Annotated in this window: 11 protein-coding genes; 4 read left to right on the plus strand and 7 right to left on the minus strand. The window is 66.2% G+C overall.

Features of this window, described 5'->3' with window-relative positions:
* The first annotated feature begins 73 nt into the window (after positions 1–73).
* The 3 genes from nhaD (at position 74) to ACQR2C_RS28375 (ending at position 4,514) form a co-directional block, all read left to right on the plus strand.
* Positions 74–1,357: a sodium:proton antiporter NhaD gene (gene nhaD / locus ACQR2C_RS28365; RefSeq protein WP_316183359.1), complete on the plus strand. Its 1,284-nt coding sequence runs from the start codon at positions 74–76 to the stop codon at positions 1,355–1,357.
* Between the two features lie 9 nt (positions 1,358–1,366).
* Positions 1,367–3,412 (plus strand): PQQ-dependent sugar dehydrogenase, encoded by a 2,046-nt coding sequence (locus ACQR2C_RS28370; protein WP_434882580.1) that lies wholly within the window; start codon positions 1,367–1,369, stop codon positions 3,410–3,412.
* A 199-nt stretch (positions 3,413–3,611) separates the two neighbouring features.
* A complete protein-coding gene (locus ACQR2C_RS28375; protein WP_434882581.1) occupies positions 3,612–4,514 on the plus strand; it encodes an SMP-30/gluconolactonase/LRE family protein in 903 nt (300 codons plus the stop codon).
* 350 nt (positions 4,515–4,864) lie between these two features.
* Here ACQR2C_RS28375 and ACQR2C_RS28380 read toward each other — a convergent pair whose 3' ends face one another.
* From ACQR2C_RS28380 to ACQR2C_RS28395, 4 genes are all read right to left on the minus strand, one after another.
* On the minus strand, positions 4,865–5,245 hold the full coding sequence (locus ACQR2C_RS28380) for a hypothetical protein (RefSeq protein WP_315801275.1): 381 nt from the start codon (positions 5,243–5,245) through the stop codon (positions 4,865–4,867).
* A 102-nt stretch (positions 5,246–5,347) separates the two neighbouring features.
* Positions 5,348–6,226: a transglutaminase family protein gene (locus ACQR2C_RS28385; protein WP_434882582.1), complete on the minus strand. Its 879-nt coding sequence runs from the start codon at positions 6,224–6,226 to the stop codon at positions 5,348–5,350.
* A complete protein-coding gene (locus tag ACQR2C_RS28390) occupies positions 6,223–8,757 on the minus strand; it encodes a circularly permuted type 2 ATP-grasp protein (RefSeq protein WP_434882583.1) in 2,535 nt (844 codons plus the stop codon). The genes ACQR2C_RS28385 and ACQR2C_RS28390 overlap by 4 nt, the downstream gene beginning before the upstream one ends.
* Positions 8,758–8,787: 30 nt before the next feature.
* Positions 8,788–12,102: a DUF2126 domain-containing protein gene (locus ACQR2C_RS28395; RefSeq protein ID WP_434882584.1), complete on the minus strand. Its 3,315-nt coding sequence runs from the start codon at positions 12,100–12,102 to the stop codon at positions 8,788–8,790.
* Between the two features lie 434 nt (positions 12,103–12,536).
* Here ACQR2C_RS28395 and ACQR2C_RS28400 point away from each other — a divergent pair, with 434 nt between their 5' ends.
* Positions 12,537–12,734, plus strand: coding sequence for a hypothetical protein (locus ACQR2C_RS28400; protein WP_008964013.1), 198 nt, complete (start codon positions 12,537–12,539; stop codon positions 12,732–12,734).
* Positions 12,735–12,984: 250 nt separating this feature from the next.
* Here the strand turns inward: ACQR2C_RS28400 and ACQR2C_RS28405 are convergent, their stop codons facing one another.
* The 3 genes from ACQR2C_RS28405 to ACQR2C_RS28415 form a co-directional block, all read right to left on the minus strand.
* Positions 12,985–14,508, minus strand: a complete 1,524-nt coding sequence (locus ACQR2C_RS28405; RefSeq protein ID WP_316218542.1) for a UxaA family hydrolase — start codon at positions 14,506–14,508, stop codon at positions 12,985–12,987.
* A 117-nt stretch (positions 14,509–14,625) separates the two neighbouring features.
* Positions 14,626–15,405 carry an HpcH/HpaI aldolase family protein gene (locus tag ACQR2C_RS28410; protein WP_316183352.1) on the minus strand — a complete coding sequence of 260 codons (780 nt, stop codon included), beginning with the start codon at positions 15,403–15,405 and terminating at the stop codon, positions 14,626–14,628.
* A gap of 131 nt (positions 15,406–15,536) precedes the next feature.
* Positions 15,537–16,622 (minus strand): malate/lactate/ureidoglycolate dehydrogenase, encoded by a 1,086-nt coding sequence (locus ACQR2C_RS28415; RefSeq protein WP_434882585.1) that lies wholly within the window; start codon positions 16,620–16,622, stop codon positions 15,537–15,539.
* Positions 16,623–16,672 lie beyond the last annotated feature (50 nt).

Here is a 16,672-nt window from a genome sequence, read left to right on the forward strand (position 1 = left end):
CGGACGCCGATCGGTCATATCTTGGGCAGTTCCATCCCGCCCCTCCGCCGATCAAGCCCGGAATGCCTCACTCATGACCGCTGCCATCGTCGCCGTCTTCACGCTCGCCTATGCCGTGGTGGCGCTGGAGCACCCGTTCCGGATCAACAAGGCGGCCACCGCCCTGGTCGGCGCCGGCCTGATGTGGACCGTCTATGCTGTCATGGGCGGCACGGCTCCGGCGGTCGCGACCGAGCTCAACGAGTCCGTGGCCTCGACCGCCCAGATCATCTTCTTCCTGATCGGCGCGATGACCATCGTCGAGGTGATCGACGCCCATAACGGCTTCGAGGTCGTGACCTCGCTGATCGGCACCCGCAACCAGGTCACGCTGGTCTGGCTGGTCGGCTTCGTCACCTTCTTCCTCAGCGCCATGCTCGACAACCTCACCACCGCGATCGTGATGGTGTCGCTGATGAAGAAGCTGTCCGGCCGCGACGAGGACCGCCTGGTCTTCGCATCGATCATCGTCATCGCCGCCAATGCCGGCGGCGCCTGGTCGGCGATCGGCGACGTCACCACCACCATGCTGTGGATCGGCGGTCAGATCACGCCGCTCGCGATCATGAAGTCGGTCTTCATCCCCTCGCTCCTGAACCTGCTGGTCCCGCTTGCCGTCATCAGCTTCACCCTGCGCGGCAAGCAGCTCGTGCCGCCGGCGAGCGCCGGCCTCGCCTCGATCAGCCCGATCCTGCCGTTCGAGCGCAATTTGATGTTCTTCATGGGCCTCGGCATCCTGGTCGCCGTGCCGGTGTTCAAGGCGGCGACGCACCTGCCGCCGTTCATGGGCATCCTGTTCGGCCTCGGCCTGTTGTGGATGGTCGGCGAGATCGTCCATCGCGAGAAGGCCTTCGAGCAGAAGCAGCGCCTGACCCTGGTGCATGCGCTGACTCGGATCGACATGCCCTCGATCGTGTTCTTCATCGGCATCCTGCTGGCGGTGGCCGCGCTCGAGCACACCCACATCCTGGAGGCGCTGGCGCAATGGCTCGACCGCAGCGTCGGCCGGCTCGACCTGATCGTGATCGTGCTGGGGCTCGCCAGCGCCGTGATCGACAACGTGCCGCTGGTCGCGGCATCGATGGGCATGTACAGCCTGAGCCAGTTTCCGCCGGACAGTTTTCTCTGGGAGTTCGTCGCCTACTGCGCCGGCACCGGGGGCTCGATCCTGATCATCGGCTCGGCGGCCGGCGTCGCCGCGATGGGGCTCGAGAACATCCACTTCTTCTGGTACGTCCGCCGCATCAGCCTGCTCGCGCTGCTCGGCTATTTTGCCGGTGCCGCGGCCTACATCGTCCAGTACAATCTGCTGCACTGAGCGGATCGCATGAGCTGGTCGTGGCGCATTCTGGCAGTCGTCGCGACCCTGCTGCTCGGCGCGGCCGACGGCCGCGCCGACGACGTGACGCTCAAGAGCGGCTACGCGCTTAGCGACAAGAGCTGCGGCGAAGCCCCCCTCGCCTTTCCACGGCTGCGCATCGACATGAAGGCCGGCTTCTGCGCCGGCCTCGTCGCCAGCCGCGACGACGGCCTGAGATTTCCCCGCGGCATCGTGCAGATCCCCGGCCATCGGCAGTTCGTGATCGCGGACATGGGCGGCTGGGGCCATGATGACGGCCGGCTGCTGATCCTCGATCCCGCGGCGCCGGCCGGCCAGCGCCTCCGCGAAGTGATCACGCGGCTATCCTATCCGTTCGGACTTGCGGCCGGCCCTGGCGGCCGCATCTACGCCTCCACCGACACGTCGATCTTCCGCTTCGATCCGCTCGCGGCCGATCCGAGAGCAACGATCGAGACCATCATCCGCGACCTGCCGGGACGCCGCCTCACGCTGCCCGACGGCACCCGCCTGTCGGAAAGTGCGCATCCGCTGAAGGCATTCGCCTTCGACCGTACCGGACGGCTGTTCGTCAATATCGGCGCGCCGAGCGACAACTGCCTGTCGCCGGCGCCGATCACGCAGCCCTGCGCCGCGGGCGAAGGCACTTCTGCGCTGGCCGCGATCTGGCTGTTCACGCCACCGGCCGGCGGCGTCTTTGCGGCGCTGAAGCCCGGCGATCCCTCGCCGCCGCACCAGGTCTACGCGCGCGGCCTGCGCAACTCGATGGCGCTGGCATTGCATCCGCGCTTTCCCGATCCCGGCACCGCCTTCCTGCAGGGCGAGAACGCGCGCGACCTGCAGGACGTGTTCGCACCGAACGAGGAGATCAACGCGATCGAGCAAGGGCGCCACTATGGCTGGCCCTATTGCTACGACCTCGCCACGCCGAGCCCGGAGTTCAGGCGCGTGCTGCAATCCGGAACGCTCAAGAGCTTCTGCACGACAGCCTCGCACTATCAGCAGCCGTGGTCGCTGCTGCCGCCGCATGGTGCACCGCTCGGCATGCTCTACTACACGGGCGATCGTTTCGAGGAGCTGAAAGGCAGGCTGCTGGTCGGCCTGCACGGCTATCGCCCGACCGGCAGCCGCCTGCTCGCCTATGAAGTCGACGAGCACGGCTTTCCCAAGCTGAGCCCGGCGCCGGTGCGCTATCACGTGAGCTGTGCCGCCGAGCCGACGCGCGCCTTCCAGACCGCGTCCGGTCCGGCGCGCGCGGCCGCGTTCGACGAGATCATCGTTGGCTGGCATCGCGTCAACGGCATCCGGCCGCAGGGCGCACCGGTCGGCATGACCGTGGCCGACGACGGCGCGCTCTGGCTGGTCGAGGACAAGAACCAGACCGTGATCCGCATCGACCGCACCGGCGAGGCCGCGCCCGAGCCGCTGCCCTGCGATGTCAGAAGCGATCAGCTGATCGACCGGCTGGCCGCCTTGGTGATGGACAATGGCGCCAGCCGCGCGCGGCTGGCGACGGTGCGCAAGACGCTCGTCGAGAGACATTGCAGCGGCTGCCATTCGGATTTCGGCCTCAAGGCCGGACAATCCGAGCGAGACAAGGACCTCGCGGTGCTGCGCTTCATGCTGGCCCAGGACGGCTGGATCTATCCCGGCGATCCCGAGTCCGGCCGGCTGCGTCAGCGGCTGCGCGGACTGGGCGCCGAGCGGCAGATGCCGCCCGGTGCAGATCTGATCAAGACGGAACCAGGCTATGCGAAGCTGCTTGATGTTGCCGACGACCTCGTCGCGCGCATGGTTCCCGGCACGCGGATGCGCGTCAAGCCCGGCGGACCGCCGCACCGCAAGTTCTTCGCCGCTGATGGCCGCGAATGCGGCGACATTCCGTTCGGCAAGATCGTCGTGGTGACCGAAAGGTCTGCCGTCAATAAGCCCGGCTTCAGCCGTTTCTTCCGGCCGGCCGACACCTATCTCAACGGCGCCTGCACGGACGATGATGGCTATTACATCCAACAGCAGTTTCTGGTGCCGCTCTGACGACGCCGCGATGAATCGTAGGGTGGGCAAAGGCGCAGGGCGACGCTTCCTCCGCCAAAACGCAATCTCGCGCGCGCCGTGCCCGCCGGCCGCGGGCACCTGTCTCCGTGACGGTGGGCACGGCGCGCACGAGAGCGCGTTGTGGCGCGCGCAGTGGCGTATCGCGCCTTTGCCCACCCTACGCATCTCCTGTTGGGCGATGCTCGTCACGCTCGCCCTCGCGACCGTCCCTGCCCTGGCCACCTCGAAACTGTTCGAGAGCGCGCAGCTCACACCTTCCGGCGAATACACCTTCGGCATCGAAGGCCCCGCCGTCGATCGCGACGGCAATCTCTACGTCGTCAATCTCGGCAAGCCCGGCACGATCGGCCGGCTCGCACCTGAGGCGACCACGTCAGAGAAATTCACCGAGCTGCCCGACGGCAGCGTCGGCAATGCGATCCGCATCGACGCCGCCGGCACGATGTTCATCGCCGACTACAAGAAGCACAACATCTTCGCCATCGCACCGGGCGAGACCGCGCCGCATCTCGTCTTCCATGCCGACGACATGAGCCAGCCCAACGACATCACGCTGTCGCGCGACGGCACGATCTATGCGAGCGATCCGAACTGGAAGGCGCGCAGCGGCCGCATCTGGCGGATCGCGAGGGGGCCCAACGGCGCGCTGCAGGGCGAGGCGATGGCGGCACCGCGGGCGATGGGCACCGCCAACGGCATCGATCTGAGCCCTGACGGCCGCACGCTCTATGTCGGCGAATCCAGCAGCGGCGAGATCTGGTCCTATGCGGTCGATGGCGACGCGCTCGCCACGCCCAGACTGATCAGAAGGTTCGAGCCCAACACGATCGACGGCCTGCGTACCGATGCCAGCGGCCGGCTGTTCGTCGCACGCATCCTGAAGGGCAGCATCGCCGTGCTGACGCCCGACGGCCGCGCCATCAGGGAGATCACGCTGCGAGCCAAGGAGCCGACCAACCTCGCCTTCGGCGGCAGCGACGGCAAGACCGTGTTCGTCACCCAGCGTCAGGGCGGCTTCGTCGAGTCCTTTCGCACCGATGTCGAAGGGCGCGAGCATTGCTTGCAGACACAGACGTGCTGACTGCTCAGCCGGGTGGGACACGACCAGCATCACTCGGACACGACGTGTAGCGACACTACTGCCGCATATTCAATGTCTGGCGCTCATGAGAGACCGTGCAACAGATTGGCTGTCGTCCCGGGCAAGCCGTGCCAGCGCGACAGCGTTGGCACGGCGCCGACCCGGGACCCATACTCCGCAGCAGGAGTGATGAGCACGATGTTGCGAGCTGCGTGCCGCCCAACAAAACAGTTGGGGTTATGAGTCCCGGCGTTCGCCGGGACGACACTGGTTGTTGCGCAAGCGCATTCCAACTCACTGGAAACGGAAAGCCCCGCATGCGCGAGGGCCTTCCTGACAACAGCGATCGCTTACCGCCCGTACACCACCGGCGCGCGTTGGACGATCAGCGGCGGCGGCAGGTCGCGCTGCCAGACGCGGCCGTCGTCGAACTGGATACGCATGCCGTCGGGCGAATAGACCGCGCTTTCGTCACGCGCATCGATCCAGAGCCGGCTGTTGGGCGCATTCCAGTCCGGCCAGGCCTGGAGGGACTCGCCGGTCTCGGTGGTCAGGTTCACGGCATCGCCGTTCTGCGTCACGAAGGCCGGCGCGCCGATCATGCCGTCGCGGCACATCTGGATGCAGCGGTAGGTGCCGGTGAGGTTGGCGCTCGGCTGGGCCGAGGCGGTGCCGGCGACGCAGGCGCCGACCAGGCCAATCACGATTGCAACACGTTTCATGTCGATCACTCCATCGCTCGAAAGGGTCAGCCAGCCCCCATTCGGGTCCCTCGGGCGGATCAAGTGCGATGCGAGAAAAATGTTCCGGATGTTCCCATCGAGGGAACCGCCCTACTCGACCCTCACGACGTCGACGGCGACGCCGAGCTTCTGCTTGGGCGAGCCGACGATGATGCCGTCGACCGGCGACACGTCGGAGAAGTCGCGGCCCATGCCGAGGATGATGTGATCATTGCCGACCAGGAGATCGTTGGTCGGATCGAAGCCGATCCAGCCGAGCTCGTCGCCGCACCACAGCGACACCCAGGCATGGGTGGCGTCGGCGCCCTGCAGCCGGGGCTGGCCCTCCGGCGGGATGGTGCGCAGATAGCCGCTGACATAGGCAGCTGGCAGGCCGAGGCCACGCAGGCCGGCGATCATGACATGCGCAAAATCCTGGCAGACGCCATGGCGATTGTCGAACACCTCGCGCAGCGGGGTCGAGATCACGGTCGCCTTCGGATCGTATCTGAACTCCTTGCGGATGCGCCGCATCAGATCGGCGGCGCCGGTGACGATGCCGGTGCCGGCGCGAAAGCTTGCCGCAGCATAGTCCGTCACCAGCTCCAGCACCGGCACCAGCGCGCTTTCGAAGACGTAGCCGATCGGCGACGACGGGCCGAGGCTCGTCGCCTCGAACGCTGCATCGCGCACCTGCTCCCAGTCCGCACTCGGCGCATCGCGCTCGGGCGGCGTGCGCGACAGCTTCACCCGCGAGCGCGAGTCGATGCGCAGGTGGCGGTGCTGGGTGTCGATCACGACGCTCTCGGTCAACGTTCCGAAGAAATCGCGCCGCGCGGTCCGCTCCGAGGGCCGCGGCCGGATGTCGACGCTGTGCGAGATCAGCTCCTGGCCGTCGCCGTTGAGCGGCTCCAGCCGCAGCGAGCAGCGCGCGAAGCTCACGGCGCTCTCATACTCATAGGTCGTGACGTGCCGGATGTCGTAGATCACGCGAGGCCCGTCAGCTTTTCCGGCCGCGTCGCATTCGCACCGTGCGGGAAATAATGCTGGCCGATCGCCTCCGCCAGGTTGAGCAGGTCCTGCTCAAGCGCAAACAGGGCGCGGCCGTCGAGATGCGCCGCCTCCGCCGCGGTCAGCCGCGCGCCCAGCGAGATCGCGAGGCGCTGCGGCCGCTCGATCAGCCCGTTCTCCTTCAGCACCGGCAGGCTCGCGATGTGCTCGTTGAGCAGCTCGACCTGGAACGCGACCGAGCGCGGATTGTAGAGGTCGAGCACGACGAGATCGCGGATCGGCGCCAGCGACGGGCCGATCAGATAGCGCGAGCGATAGGTGATCTGACAATCGACCAGCGTGAGCAGGACGTCGAGGTCCTCGGGCGTCGCCTCGTCATAGCCGAACTGGCGCGCGAAGCGCGCGGTGTTGATGGCGCGTTCGGCGCGACGCCCCATGTCGAGGAAGCGCCAGCCGGCGGCACGATTCATGTTCTCCTGGGCGAGGCCGGCGAAGCTCGCGAGCCGGTCCAGCGTGAGCTCGGCGATGCTGACGATTGCGTCCTCATCCTCGGCCTCCTGCGCCAGCCGGTTCGGCATCTCGGTGATGACCTGCCAGGCGTCGGGCGAGAGGCGTTCGCGCAGCGAGGTCGCGGTGCGCTGGGCCGATCTGAGCAGCGACAGCGCCGAGCCGAACTGCGCCTCGGCCTGCAGCGCCTCGGCCGCCACCTGGAATCCCTTGCTGCGCGAGGTCTGCCCGACCGCGCCCCACGCGAGCAGGAGGCGCTGGATGCGCTCGGCGGTGTTGAGCTGCGCCAACGAGCCCTTGCCGGGATCGCGATGCTGGGCTGCGAGCGCGCGGATCAGCCGCACGGTGGCCTCGGCGCGCTCCAGATAGCGTCCCAGCCAGAACAGATTGTCGGCGGCACGGCTCGGCAGCACGCCGGCGATGCGGCGGATCCGCACATTGTCGGAGCCCGGCAGCAAGGTGCGCGCCGCGACCGCCTTGTCGGCGACCACCCAGACGTCGGCGGCGCGCGCGCCGTCGCCCATCGACACCGCGCGCGCATCGGGCTTGTCGGCGATGCGGCAGAAGCCGCCGGGCATCACGGTCCAGCCGTCGGGCGTGGCGGCCGCGAACACCCGCAGGACGAACGGCCGCGGCGCGATCCGGCCCCCCTCCCACACCGGCGTGGTCGACAGCCGCACCACCTCCTGGCCGACATAGTCGATGCCGCGCTGGCTGATCGCAGCGCGCAGCCGTTCGCGCTCCGCGGCCGAGAGCTCGCCGGCCAGCACCGGACCGCTGCTGGCGAAGCCGGGCACGGCGCGGCCATAGGCGCCTTCGATCGCGAACTCCTCGAGCCGCGACAGCACCTCGTCGCGCGCGGACTTCTGGCCGCACCACCAGGTCGCGATGTGCGGGATCTTGAGATCCTCACCGAGCACGCGCCGCGCGAGGCTCGGCAGGAAGCCAAGCAGCGCACGCGCCTCCAGCACGCCGGAGCCCGGCATGTTGGCGATCACCACGCCGCCCTTGCGCACGACGTCCATCAGGCCGGCGACGCCGAGCCGCGAGCCGGCATCGAGCTCGAGCGGATCGAGCGAGTTGGAATCGAGCCGCCGCAGCAGCACGTCGACGCGCTTGAGGCCCGCGACGGTGCGGATGTGCACGCGGTCGCCGCTGACGGCGAGATCGTCGCCCTCGACCAGCAGGAAGCCGAGATAGCGCGCCAAGGTCGCGTGCTCGAAATAGGTCTCGCTGAACATGCCCGGCGTGAGCACGGCGATGCGCGGCTCGTCACGATCGGCGCTGGCGCGCAGCGCATCGCGGAATGCTTCGAAGAACGGCGCGAGCCGCTCCACGTTCATGGACTTGTAGATCGAGGAGAAGGCGCGCGACTGCACCAGGCGGTTTTCCAGCGCGTAGCCCATGCCGGACGGCGCCTGGGTGCGATCATTGAGCACCCACCAGCGCCCGTCGGGGCCGCGGCCGATGTCGGCGGCATAGATGCTGAGGAAGCGCCCGCCCGGCGGTTTGACGCCGCAGACCGGACGCAGATATTCGCTGGAGCCGGCGACGGCGGCCGCCGGCAGCGCGCCGCTCGTCACCAGCCGGCCCTCGCCATAGATGTCCCGCAGCACACGTTCGAACAGCTCGGCGCGCTGGACGATGCCCTGGGACAGTTGCGCCCATTCGGACTCGTCGATCAGCAGCGGCAGATGGCTGAGCGGCCACGACCGTTCGGCATTGTCTCCCGGCGAGCGATAGGTGACGCCGGCCTCGCGCAGATGGCGATCGGCGGATGCGAAGCGGCGGTCGATATCGGTCGGCGCGAGCGCGGCAAAGGTGTCGGCAAAGCGGGTCCAGACCGGTCGCGGCTGGCCGTCGGCGCCGATGAACTCATCGGGGATGCCGGGCAGCCGGGCATAGTCGCGGGCCCAATGCTCGGCACGGCGCAGCGGAGAACGTGCCGCCGGCCGACCGGCGGCGGGGCTCGCTCCCTGGTCCTGGCCGCTCGAGCCGTCCATACCCTGGTCCTCCGCACAAACTCCGTGTCATCAATGCAGGAGCGGCCTGCGCAAGTCGAGGGTCATCGGGAATTCATTTGTGCGTTCTTCCGGCGGCAGCGCGATTCGTCCGGGAGTGTGGCCGTGGTCCTGGAAGCGGGCGAGCCGCCGCGCCTCAGCCTCGTAGGAGTTGATCGGCTTGGTGTCGTAGTTGCGGCCGCCGGGATGGGCGACGTGATAGACGCAGCCGCCGAGCGAACGGCCGTTCCAGGTGTCGATCAGGTCGAAGGTCAGCGGCGCATGCACGGGAATCGTCGGGTGCAGGCCGGAGGCCGGCTGCCACGCCTTGAAGCGCACCGCCGCGACCGCCTCGGCGGATCGCCCGGTCGAGGTCATCGGCATCCTCCTACCATTGCAGGTGATGAGGTGGCGGCCCTCGACAAACCCTTCGGCTTTCACTTGAAGCCGCTCGACCGAGGAATCCACGTAGCGCACGGTGCCGCCCGCGGCGCCCTCCTCGCCCAGCACATGCCAGGGCTCCAGCGCCTGCCGCAGCTCCAGGGTCACGCCGCCATGCTGCACGCGGCCGAAGGTCGGAAAGCGAAATTCGAGCTGCGCCTGGTACCATTCCGGCGAGAAGTCGTAGCCGGACGACCGCAGCTCATCCAGCACATCAAGAAAATCTTCCCAGATGAAGTGAGGCAGCATGAAGCGGTCGTGCAGCGCCGTGCCCCAGCGCACGAACCGGCCGTCCTGCGGCTCGCGCCACAATTTGGCGATCAGCGCTCGGATGAGAAGCTGCTGTGCCAGCGACATGCGCGGATCCGGCGGCATTTCCAGCGCGCGGAACTCCACCAGTCCGAGCCGGCCCGTCGGTCCCTCCGGCGAGTACAGCTTGTCGATGCAGATCTCCGAGCGATGGGTGTTGCCGGTGATGTCGACCAGCAGATGCCGGAACAGCCGGTCGACCAGCCACAGCGGCACGCTCTGCCCGACGTGGGGCACGTTGGCGAGCGCGATCTCGAGCTCATAGAGGCTGTCGTGGCGGGCCTCGTCGATTCGCGGAGCCTGGCTGGTCGGCCCGATGAACATGCCGGAGAACAAATAAGACAGCGACGGGTGCCGTTGCCAATACAGGACCAGGCTCTTCAGCAGATCCGGGCGCCGCAGGAACGGCGAATCCGGCGGCGAGCTGCCGCCGACGACGACATGATTGCCGCCGCCGGTGCCGGTGTGGCGGCCGTCGATCAGGAAGCGATTGGCGCCGAGCCTCACCTTGGCGGCATCCTCATAAAGTCCAAAAGTAATGTCGACCGATTGCCGCCAGCTCGCGGCCGGCTGGATGTTGACCTCGATGACGCCGGGATCGGGTGTCACCTTGATCACCTCGATGCGCGGATCGAACGGCGGTGCATAGCCCTCGACGTGAACCTTGATCTGCATCGCCTCGGCCGTCGCTTCGACCGTTGCAACGAGTTCCAGGTAGTCCTCGATGGTTTCGACCGGCGGCATGAACACGCAGAGAACGCCGTCACGGATCTCGACCGACATCGCGGTGCGGACCCCGAGCCCGCCCCAGTACTGATACTGCACGTCCTGCTGCGGCTTCGGCGCGCGATCGAGCTTCGGCAGCGGCGGCACCTGCGGCACGATCACCGGGCGCCCCTGCGTGTAGGTCGGCAGCGGCCCGCGTTCCTCCATCGGGTCCTGCTCGTGGATGTAAGGGAAATCCTCCGGCGGAATGTAGACCAGCGAGCCGATCGGCAGCCGCAGGCCGAGCGGCGAGTCGCCGGGAATCAGGAAAAGCCGCTTGCGCCGCAGGCCCCAGCGCTCGCTGCGCCAGCGCCTGGGCTGTGCATTCCAGCGCTGGATCGGCAGCACGAAGCCGCGCGGAATGTGCAGCCCTTCGTCGAACACCCGCGCCATCCGCGCGCGTTCCTCGGGATCGGCGAGCTTGGAATCGAGCGCATCGACGTTCTCGGGCAGCGCGGCTTCCTTCTGCAGCCAATGCGCGGGATCTTCGAACGCGGGCAGCACGTAGTCCGGCTCGAGCCCGAGCGTCTCGGCGGCCGTATCGAGGAAACGCTCTGCGTCCTGGATCGTCGCCATGCGCGGGCCATCCACGCTGGCGATCAGATCCGGATTGCGCCAGATCGGCTCGCCATCCTTGCGCCAATACAGTCCGAACGCCCAGCGCGGCAGGCTTTCGCCGGGATACCACTTGCCCTGGCCGTAGTGCAGAAGGCCGCCGGGCGCGAAACGCGCGCGCAGACGCCGGATCAGGCTGTCCGCGAGCCCGCGTTTGGCCGGGCCGACCGCCGCCGTATTCCACTCCGCCGATTCCATGTCGTCGATCGACACGAAGGTCGGCTCGCCGCCCATCGTGAGGCGCACGTCGTGCGCGGCGAGATCGACATCGACCGCTTCGCCGAGGCGGTCGAGCCGATCCCACGCCTCATCGGAAAATGGCCGGGTGATCCGCGGCGCTTCGCGGATGCGCCTCACATTCATCTCGAAGTTGAAATCGACCTCGGCAACGCCGGCACTGCCGCTGATCGGCGCGGCCGAGTGATAGTGCGGCGTAGCCGCGACCGGAATGTGCCCCTCGCCCGCGAGCATGCCCGAGGTGACGTCGAAGCCGATCCATCCAGCGCCGGGCAGATAGACCTCGGCCCAGGCATGCAGATCGGTGAAATCATTCTCGACCTCGACCGGTCCCTCGACCGGATCGATGTCGGGACGGAGCTGGATCAAATAGCCGGAGACGAAGCGGGCGGCGAGGCCGAGATGTCGCAGCGTCTGGATCAGCAGCCATGCCGAGTCGCGGCAGGATCCGGCGGCCTGCGACAGCGTCTCCTCCGGCGTTTGAACGCCGGGCTCCATCCGGATGATATAACGAATCTTTTTCTGCAACTGCGCATTGAGTTCGACGAGATAGTTGACCGTGTTGTCCGCGTCACGGGGAATCGACTTCAAGTATTCCGCGAACAACGGCCCCGGCTCGATCGTCTCGAGATAGGGCGCGAGTTCCACCTTGAGGCCGTCCGGATAGGCGAAGGGAAAACTGTCGGCATAAGGCTCGACGAAGAAGTCGAACGGATTGATCACGGCCATCTGCGCCGTGAAGTCGACCTCGATTTTGAGTTCGTTCACCTTCTCGGGGAAAACGTAGCGGGCCAGCCAATTGCCCTGCGGGTCCTGCTGCCAGTTCACGAAATGGTTGGGCGGCGTGACCTTGAGCGAATAGCTCAGCACGGGGGTCCTGGTATGGGGTGCAGGACGCAGGCGGATGGTCTGCGGGCCCAGTTCGACCGGACGATCATATTTGTAATGGGTGACGTGATGTAACGCGACGTAGATTGACACGAGGTTTCGGCGCTCCAGCAACTTTTTTGAGCAGAACATTGCTGTGCTTAGGGATCAAGCACTAACAAAGGGCAAGAGCTGCCTATTGAACTATCCTAAGCCCGAAAGGCGGCATTTGGCGCCGCGCCGTTGGAATGTATCCCCCCTATCAGGTGCCTCCGCTGCACGTACCGGTCGCTTTTCCGGCCGCTGCGCGCCCCAATCGGGGCCGGAACGAAGAACGAGAGAAGAACAAACAACCTATCAGCCGCTCCACGCAGAGTTGTCCACAGGAAGCCGCGGAAGCGCTCACGGAAGATTGACCAGTTCGTCAAAGCAGGGATTAACCCCGAATGATGAACTAACAAGAACTAATAGCGTTGCATTTGCCGCAATCGCTTGATAGCTCGACTACACATGCTATTTAGGACCACCATTGCCAAAAGGAGAATCAAGTGGCGAAGACAGCTAAGAAGGCAGCTACCAAGAAGTTGGCGCGGAAACCCTACACGCCCGCCGACATCAAGCTGCTGAAGCAGCACTCGAAGTCCAAGACCCCGGTTGCCAAGATCGCCAAGGCGATGAAGCGGACCGAAGGCTCGCTCCGCCAGAAGGCTCTGGCGCTCGGCATCGGCCTGGGTCACCAGCGGTAAATTGCTCGGCGCCGCTGTCGCGCGAGCGTCGGCAGGGCAAGCCCATGACGGACTGCCCATGACGGACTGCCCATAACAGGCTGACCACGACAGCCAGCACATGGCGGCGCGCTCACCTGTCATCTGATCTCAGTTGCGATCCAATCTCAGCTAACTTGCGATCTCAGCTGCGATCAGATGCCGGGACATCCGAACCACAGCCCCGATGGGGGCCGTCGAATAGCTGAGTGATCCAGCTACACCGATCAAGCTACATCGTCGCGCCGAGCACCCAGGGTGCGAACTCGGCCCCGCCGAAATCGAAGCTCTCGCTCTTGGTCGGCTGCCCCGAGGCGGTCTTCAGCATCAGTTCGAAGATGCGCTGGCCGCAGTCCTGCACCGTCTCCTCGCCGTCGAGGATGGTGCCGCAATTGACGTCCATGTCGTCTTCCATCCGCTTGTACATCGGCGTGTTGGTCGCAAGCTTGATGGACGGCGCCGGCTTGCAGCCGAACACGCTGCCGCGGCCGGTGGTGAAGCAGACGAGATTGGCGCCGCCGGCTACCTGCCCCGTCGCCGCGACCGGGTCGTAGCCGGGCGTGTCCATGAACACGAAGCCCTTCTTGGTGACCGCTTCCGCATAATGCAGCACATCGACCAGATTGGTGCTGCCGGCCTTGGCCATCGCGCCGAGCGACTTCTCGAGAATCGTCGTCAGGCCGCCGGCCTTGTTGCCCGGGCTGGGATTGGCGTTCATCTCCGCACCCTCGCGCGCCGTATACTCCTCCCACCAGCGCATCAGGGAAACGAGCTTCTCGCCGACGTCGCGGCTGACCGCGCGGCGCGTCAGCAGATGCTCGGCACCATAGGTCTCCGGTGTCTCCGACAGGATTACTGTGCCACCATGTCGCACGAGCAGATCGCTTGCCGCACCGAGCGCCGGATTGGCCGAGATGCCGGAATAGCCGTCGGATCCACCACATTGAAGGGCGACTGTCAGTTCGCTGGCCGGAACCGTCTCGCGCTTGACCCTGTTGGCGTCGGCGAGCGCTTCCTTCACGAAGCCGATGCCGGCCTCGACGGTCTTGCGGGTGCCGCCGACCTCCTGGATGTCCATGGCGCGCAGGCGGCCGGCGAGCTTCTGCTCCTCCATCAATCCGCCGATCTGATTGGCCTCGCAGCCAAGGCCGAGCACGATCACAGCGGAGAAATTCGCGTGCCGCGCGTAGCCACCCAGGGTTCGCCGCAACAGCTTCAGCGGTTCGTCCAGCGTCATGCCGCAGCCGGTCTTGTGCGTCAGCGCCACCACGCCGTCGACGTTGGGGTAGTCGGCGAGCGGATCGTCGCCAGTGAACGGATTGCGCTTGAACACGTCGGCAACCAGCCCCGCGACATGGGCGCTGCAGTTCACGGAGGTCAGAATGCCGATGTAGTTGCGCGTCGCGACCCGGCCATCGGGTCGGCGAATGCCCTCGAATGTCGCCGGAAGATCGAAATTCGGCGTCGGCTTCACGTCGACCCCATAGGCGTAGTCCTTGGCGAAATCGCCCATGCCGCAGTTCTGTGTATGAACGTGCTGGCCCGGCGCGATCGGCGCGGTGGCGAAGCCGATGATCTGGCCGTAGCGGCGGATCGGCTCGCCCTGCGCGATCGGACGCACCGCGACCTTGTGACCGGCCGGAATCCGGTCGGTCGTCGTGACCCCCTCGGCGATCGACAGCCCCGGAGGCAGGCTGGCGCGCGCAATCAGGACGCTGTCCTCGGGATGCAGACGAATGACGGGGGGCGGAGCCATGGCTGTCTCTCTCGTATCAGGACGTCGATCGCGAACAAACATGCGAATGGCGAGCGGCGCATAGCGAAAGGAAACGGATCCTCTTCGCTACGCCCTCCTCGCCATTCGCCTTTCTCGTTACGCCTTGCCGCCGGAGTCCTTGCGGGTCTGCGCGACCTGCTGGCGGGCATAGACCTGCATCAGGCCGACCTCGTTCGACAAGGTCACGAGCTTGAAGCCCATGTTGATGGCGCGGACCGCACCCTCGGCGCCGCTGCAATGAATGCCGGGATTGAGCCCGCGTTTGCCGCATTCCTTCACGATCTTCTCATAGATCTTGAGGATCTCCGGCTCGTCGCGATCGAGCTTCGGCACCAGACCATAGGAAAAGCCGAGATCGGAGGGCCCGATATAGACGCCGTCGATGCCTTCGACATCGAGGATGGCCTCCATGTTCTCGACCGCGGTCCTGGTCTCCATCATCGGCAGCAGCACGATCTCGTCGTTGGCCGTCTTCTGATACTCGCCCGCACTGCCATACATGCCCGAACGAATCGGACCGTTGGAGCGCACGCCCTTCGGCGGATATTTTGAGTAGGAAACGAGGTTGCGGGCTTCCTGCGCTGTGTTGACCATCGGGCAGATGACGCCATAGGCACCGCCATCGAGCACCTTGCCGATGATGCCGGGCTCGTTCCACGGCACGCGCACCATCGGCGTGACCGGATGGCCATGCATCGCCTGGAAGCATTGGACCATCGACAGATAGTCCTGCACCCCGTGCTGCATGTCCACGGTGACGCTGTCGAAGCCGCACTGAGCCACGACCTCCGCGGAAAACCCCGAGGGGATCGCGAGCCAGGCATTCACCACCGCCTTGCCTTCGGCCCAGAGCTGCTTGACCTTATTGTTCGCCACGACTGCGTTTCCTTCCCTTGTTGTTCAACCGTTCTGTCTCGTTCAAATTCGTTCTCGCCGATGGCGCAACGCAATGCAATCCCGCTCAATCTGCGCGTGGATCGCTCGCGCCACCGGCGATCACACTGATATCACGATGTCGCCCGCTGAATGCTCGCTTCGCTGACACCCACGTCGCGCGCCGTGTTCACTATTGCCGCCCAGGTGTCGTCGGGCAATGGCACGCCATTGGCCGTACGCTCGGCCCGCATCTTGCGCTCGGGGTCGCCCGGCACCAGCACCTGATCGACGCCGGAGACCGGCTTGGTCGCCCGGATGAAATCCGTATAGCGGGTGATCTCACCGTCGAAGAAGCTCGCCGGATCGACCACCTTCGGGTCGATGTAGATCGCGAGCATGCCGTTGGCGAAGCGCCGGTTTACCGACGTCGCCCCGGTGCCGGTCAAGGCGCCGCCGAGCAGCTCACAGATAAAGGCGAGCCCGGAGCCCTTGTGCTCGCCGAAAGCGCGGATCGCTCCCGTCCCCTTGGTGTGGTCGCGCGTTCCCTCGGTCTCATAGGGTCCATAGAGCACCGCCGGATCCTCGCTGAGCGTCCCGTCGGCATCGATCAAAGCGCCCTTGGGCAGCTTCTTGCCGCCGCGGCTCGCCACCAGGACCTTGCCCTCGGCCACGATCGAGGTCGCGAAATCGAGCACGATGGGATCCTGTCCCTGGCGCGGGATGCCGACACAATAGGGCGCGGTCGAGAACCGCTTCTCGACGCCGCCATAGGGCGCCACCAGCAGGGAGCCCGCGGCCGTGACGAAATGAATGGACACGAGTCCTTCGGCGGCGGCCATTTCTGCCCAGTCGCCGACGCGGCCGAGATGGCCGGAATTGCGCAGCGCCAGCGCAGCCAGGCCGCTCTTCTTGCAGCGCTCGATGCCGATCCTCACGGCCTGCGGCGTCACCGTCTGGCCGTAGCCGAACTTGCCGTCCACGACCACCAGCGACGGCGTGTCGACCACGATGTCCGCCGTCTGGTTGGGCACGATCGATCCCATCTTCTTCCAGCGGATATAGACGGGCACCCGGATCACACCGTGACTGTCATGCCCGGTGAGATTTGCCGTCGTGAGATAGGTGGCGATCCGCCGCGCCTCCTCAGCAGAGGACTCGGCATGTTCGAAGACGTCGGCGACGAAATCGATGAGGCGGGCAACCTTGATTGTGACCATGACAACTCGCGGGTTCGATCAGCATGCAGACAGAGTTAGCATGGAATGCC

This window comes from Bradyrhizobium sp. HKCCYLRH3061 (assembly GCF_051168015.1).
Lineage (GTDB): Bacteria > Pseudomonadota > Alphaproteobacteria > Rhizobiales > Xanthobacteraceae > Bradyrhizobium.

What these genes read in the sequence shown, in the direction of transcription:
- ACQR2C_RS28415 (WP_434882585.1), bottom strand. Translation starts at nt 16,622, where the DNA reads ATGGTCACAATCAAGGTTGCCCGCCTCATCGATTTCGTCGCCGACGTC.
- nhaD (WP_316183359.1), top strand. Translation starts at nt 74, where the DNA reads ATGACCGCTGCCATCGTCGCCGTCTTCACGCTCGCCTATGCCGTGGTG.
- ACQR2C_RS28390 (WP_434882583.1), bottom strand. Translation starts at nt 8,757, where the DNA reads ATGGACGGCTCGAGCGGCCAGGACCAGGGAGCGAGCCCCGCCGCCGGT.
- ACQR2C_RS28375 (WP_434882581.1), top strand. Translation starts at nt 3,612, where the DNA reads ATGCTCGTCACGCTCGCCCTCGCGACCGTCCCTGCCCTGGCCACCTCG.
- ACQR2C_RS28370 (WP_434882580.1), top strand. Translation starts at nt 1,367, where the DNA reads ATGAGCTGGTCGTGGCGCATTCTGGCAGTCGTCGCGACCCTGCTGCTC.
- ACQR2C_RS28405 (WP_316218542.1), bottom strand. Translation starts at nt 14,508, where the DNA reads ATGGCTCCGCCCCCCGTCATTCGTCTGCATCCCGAGGACAGCGTCCTG.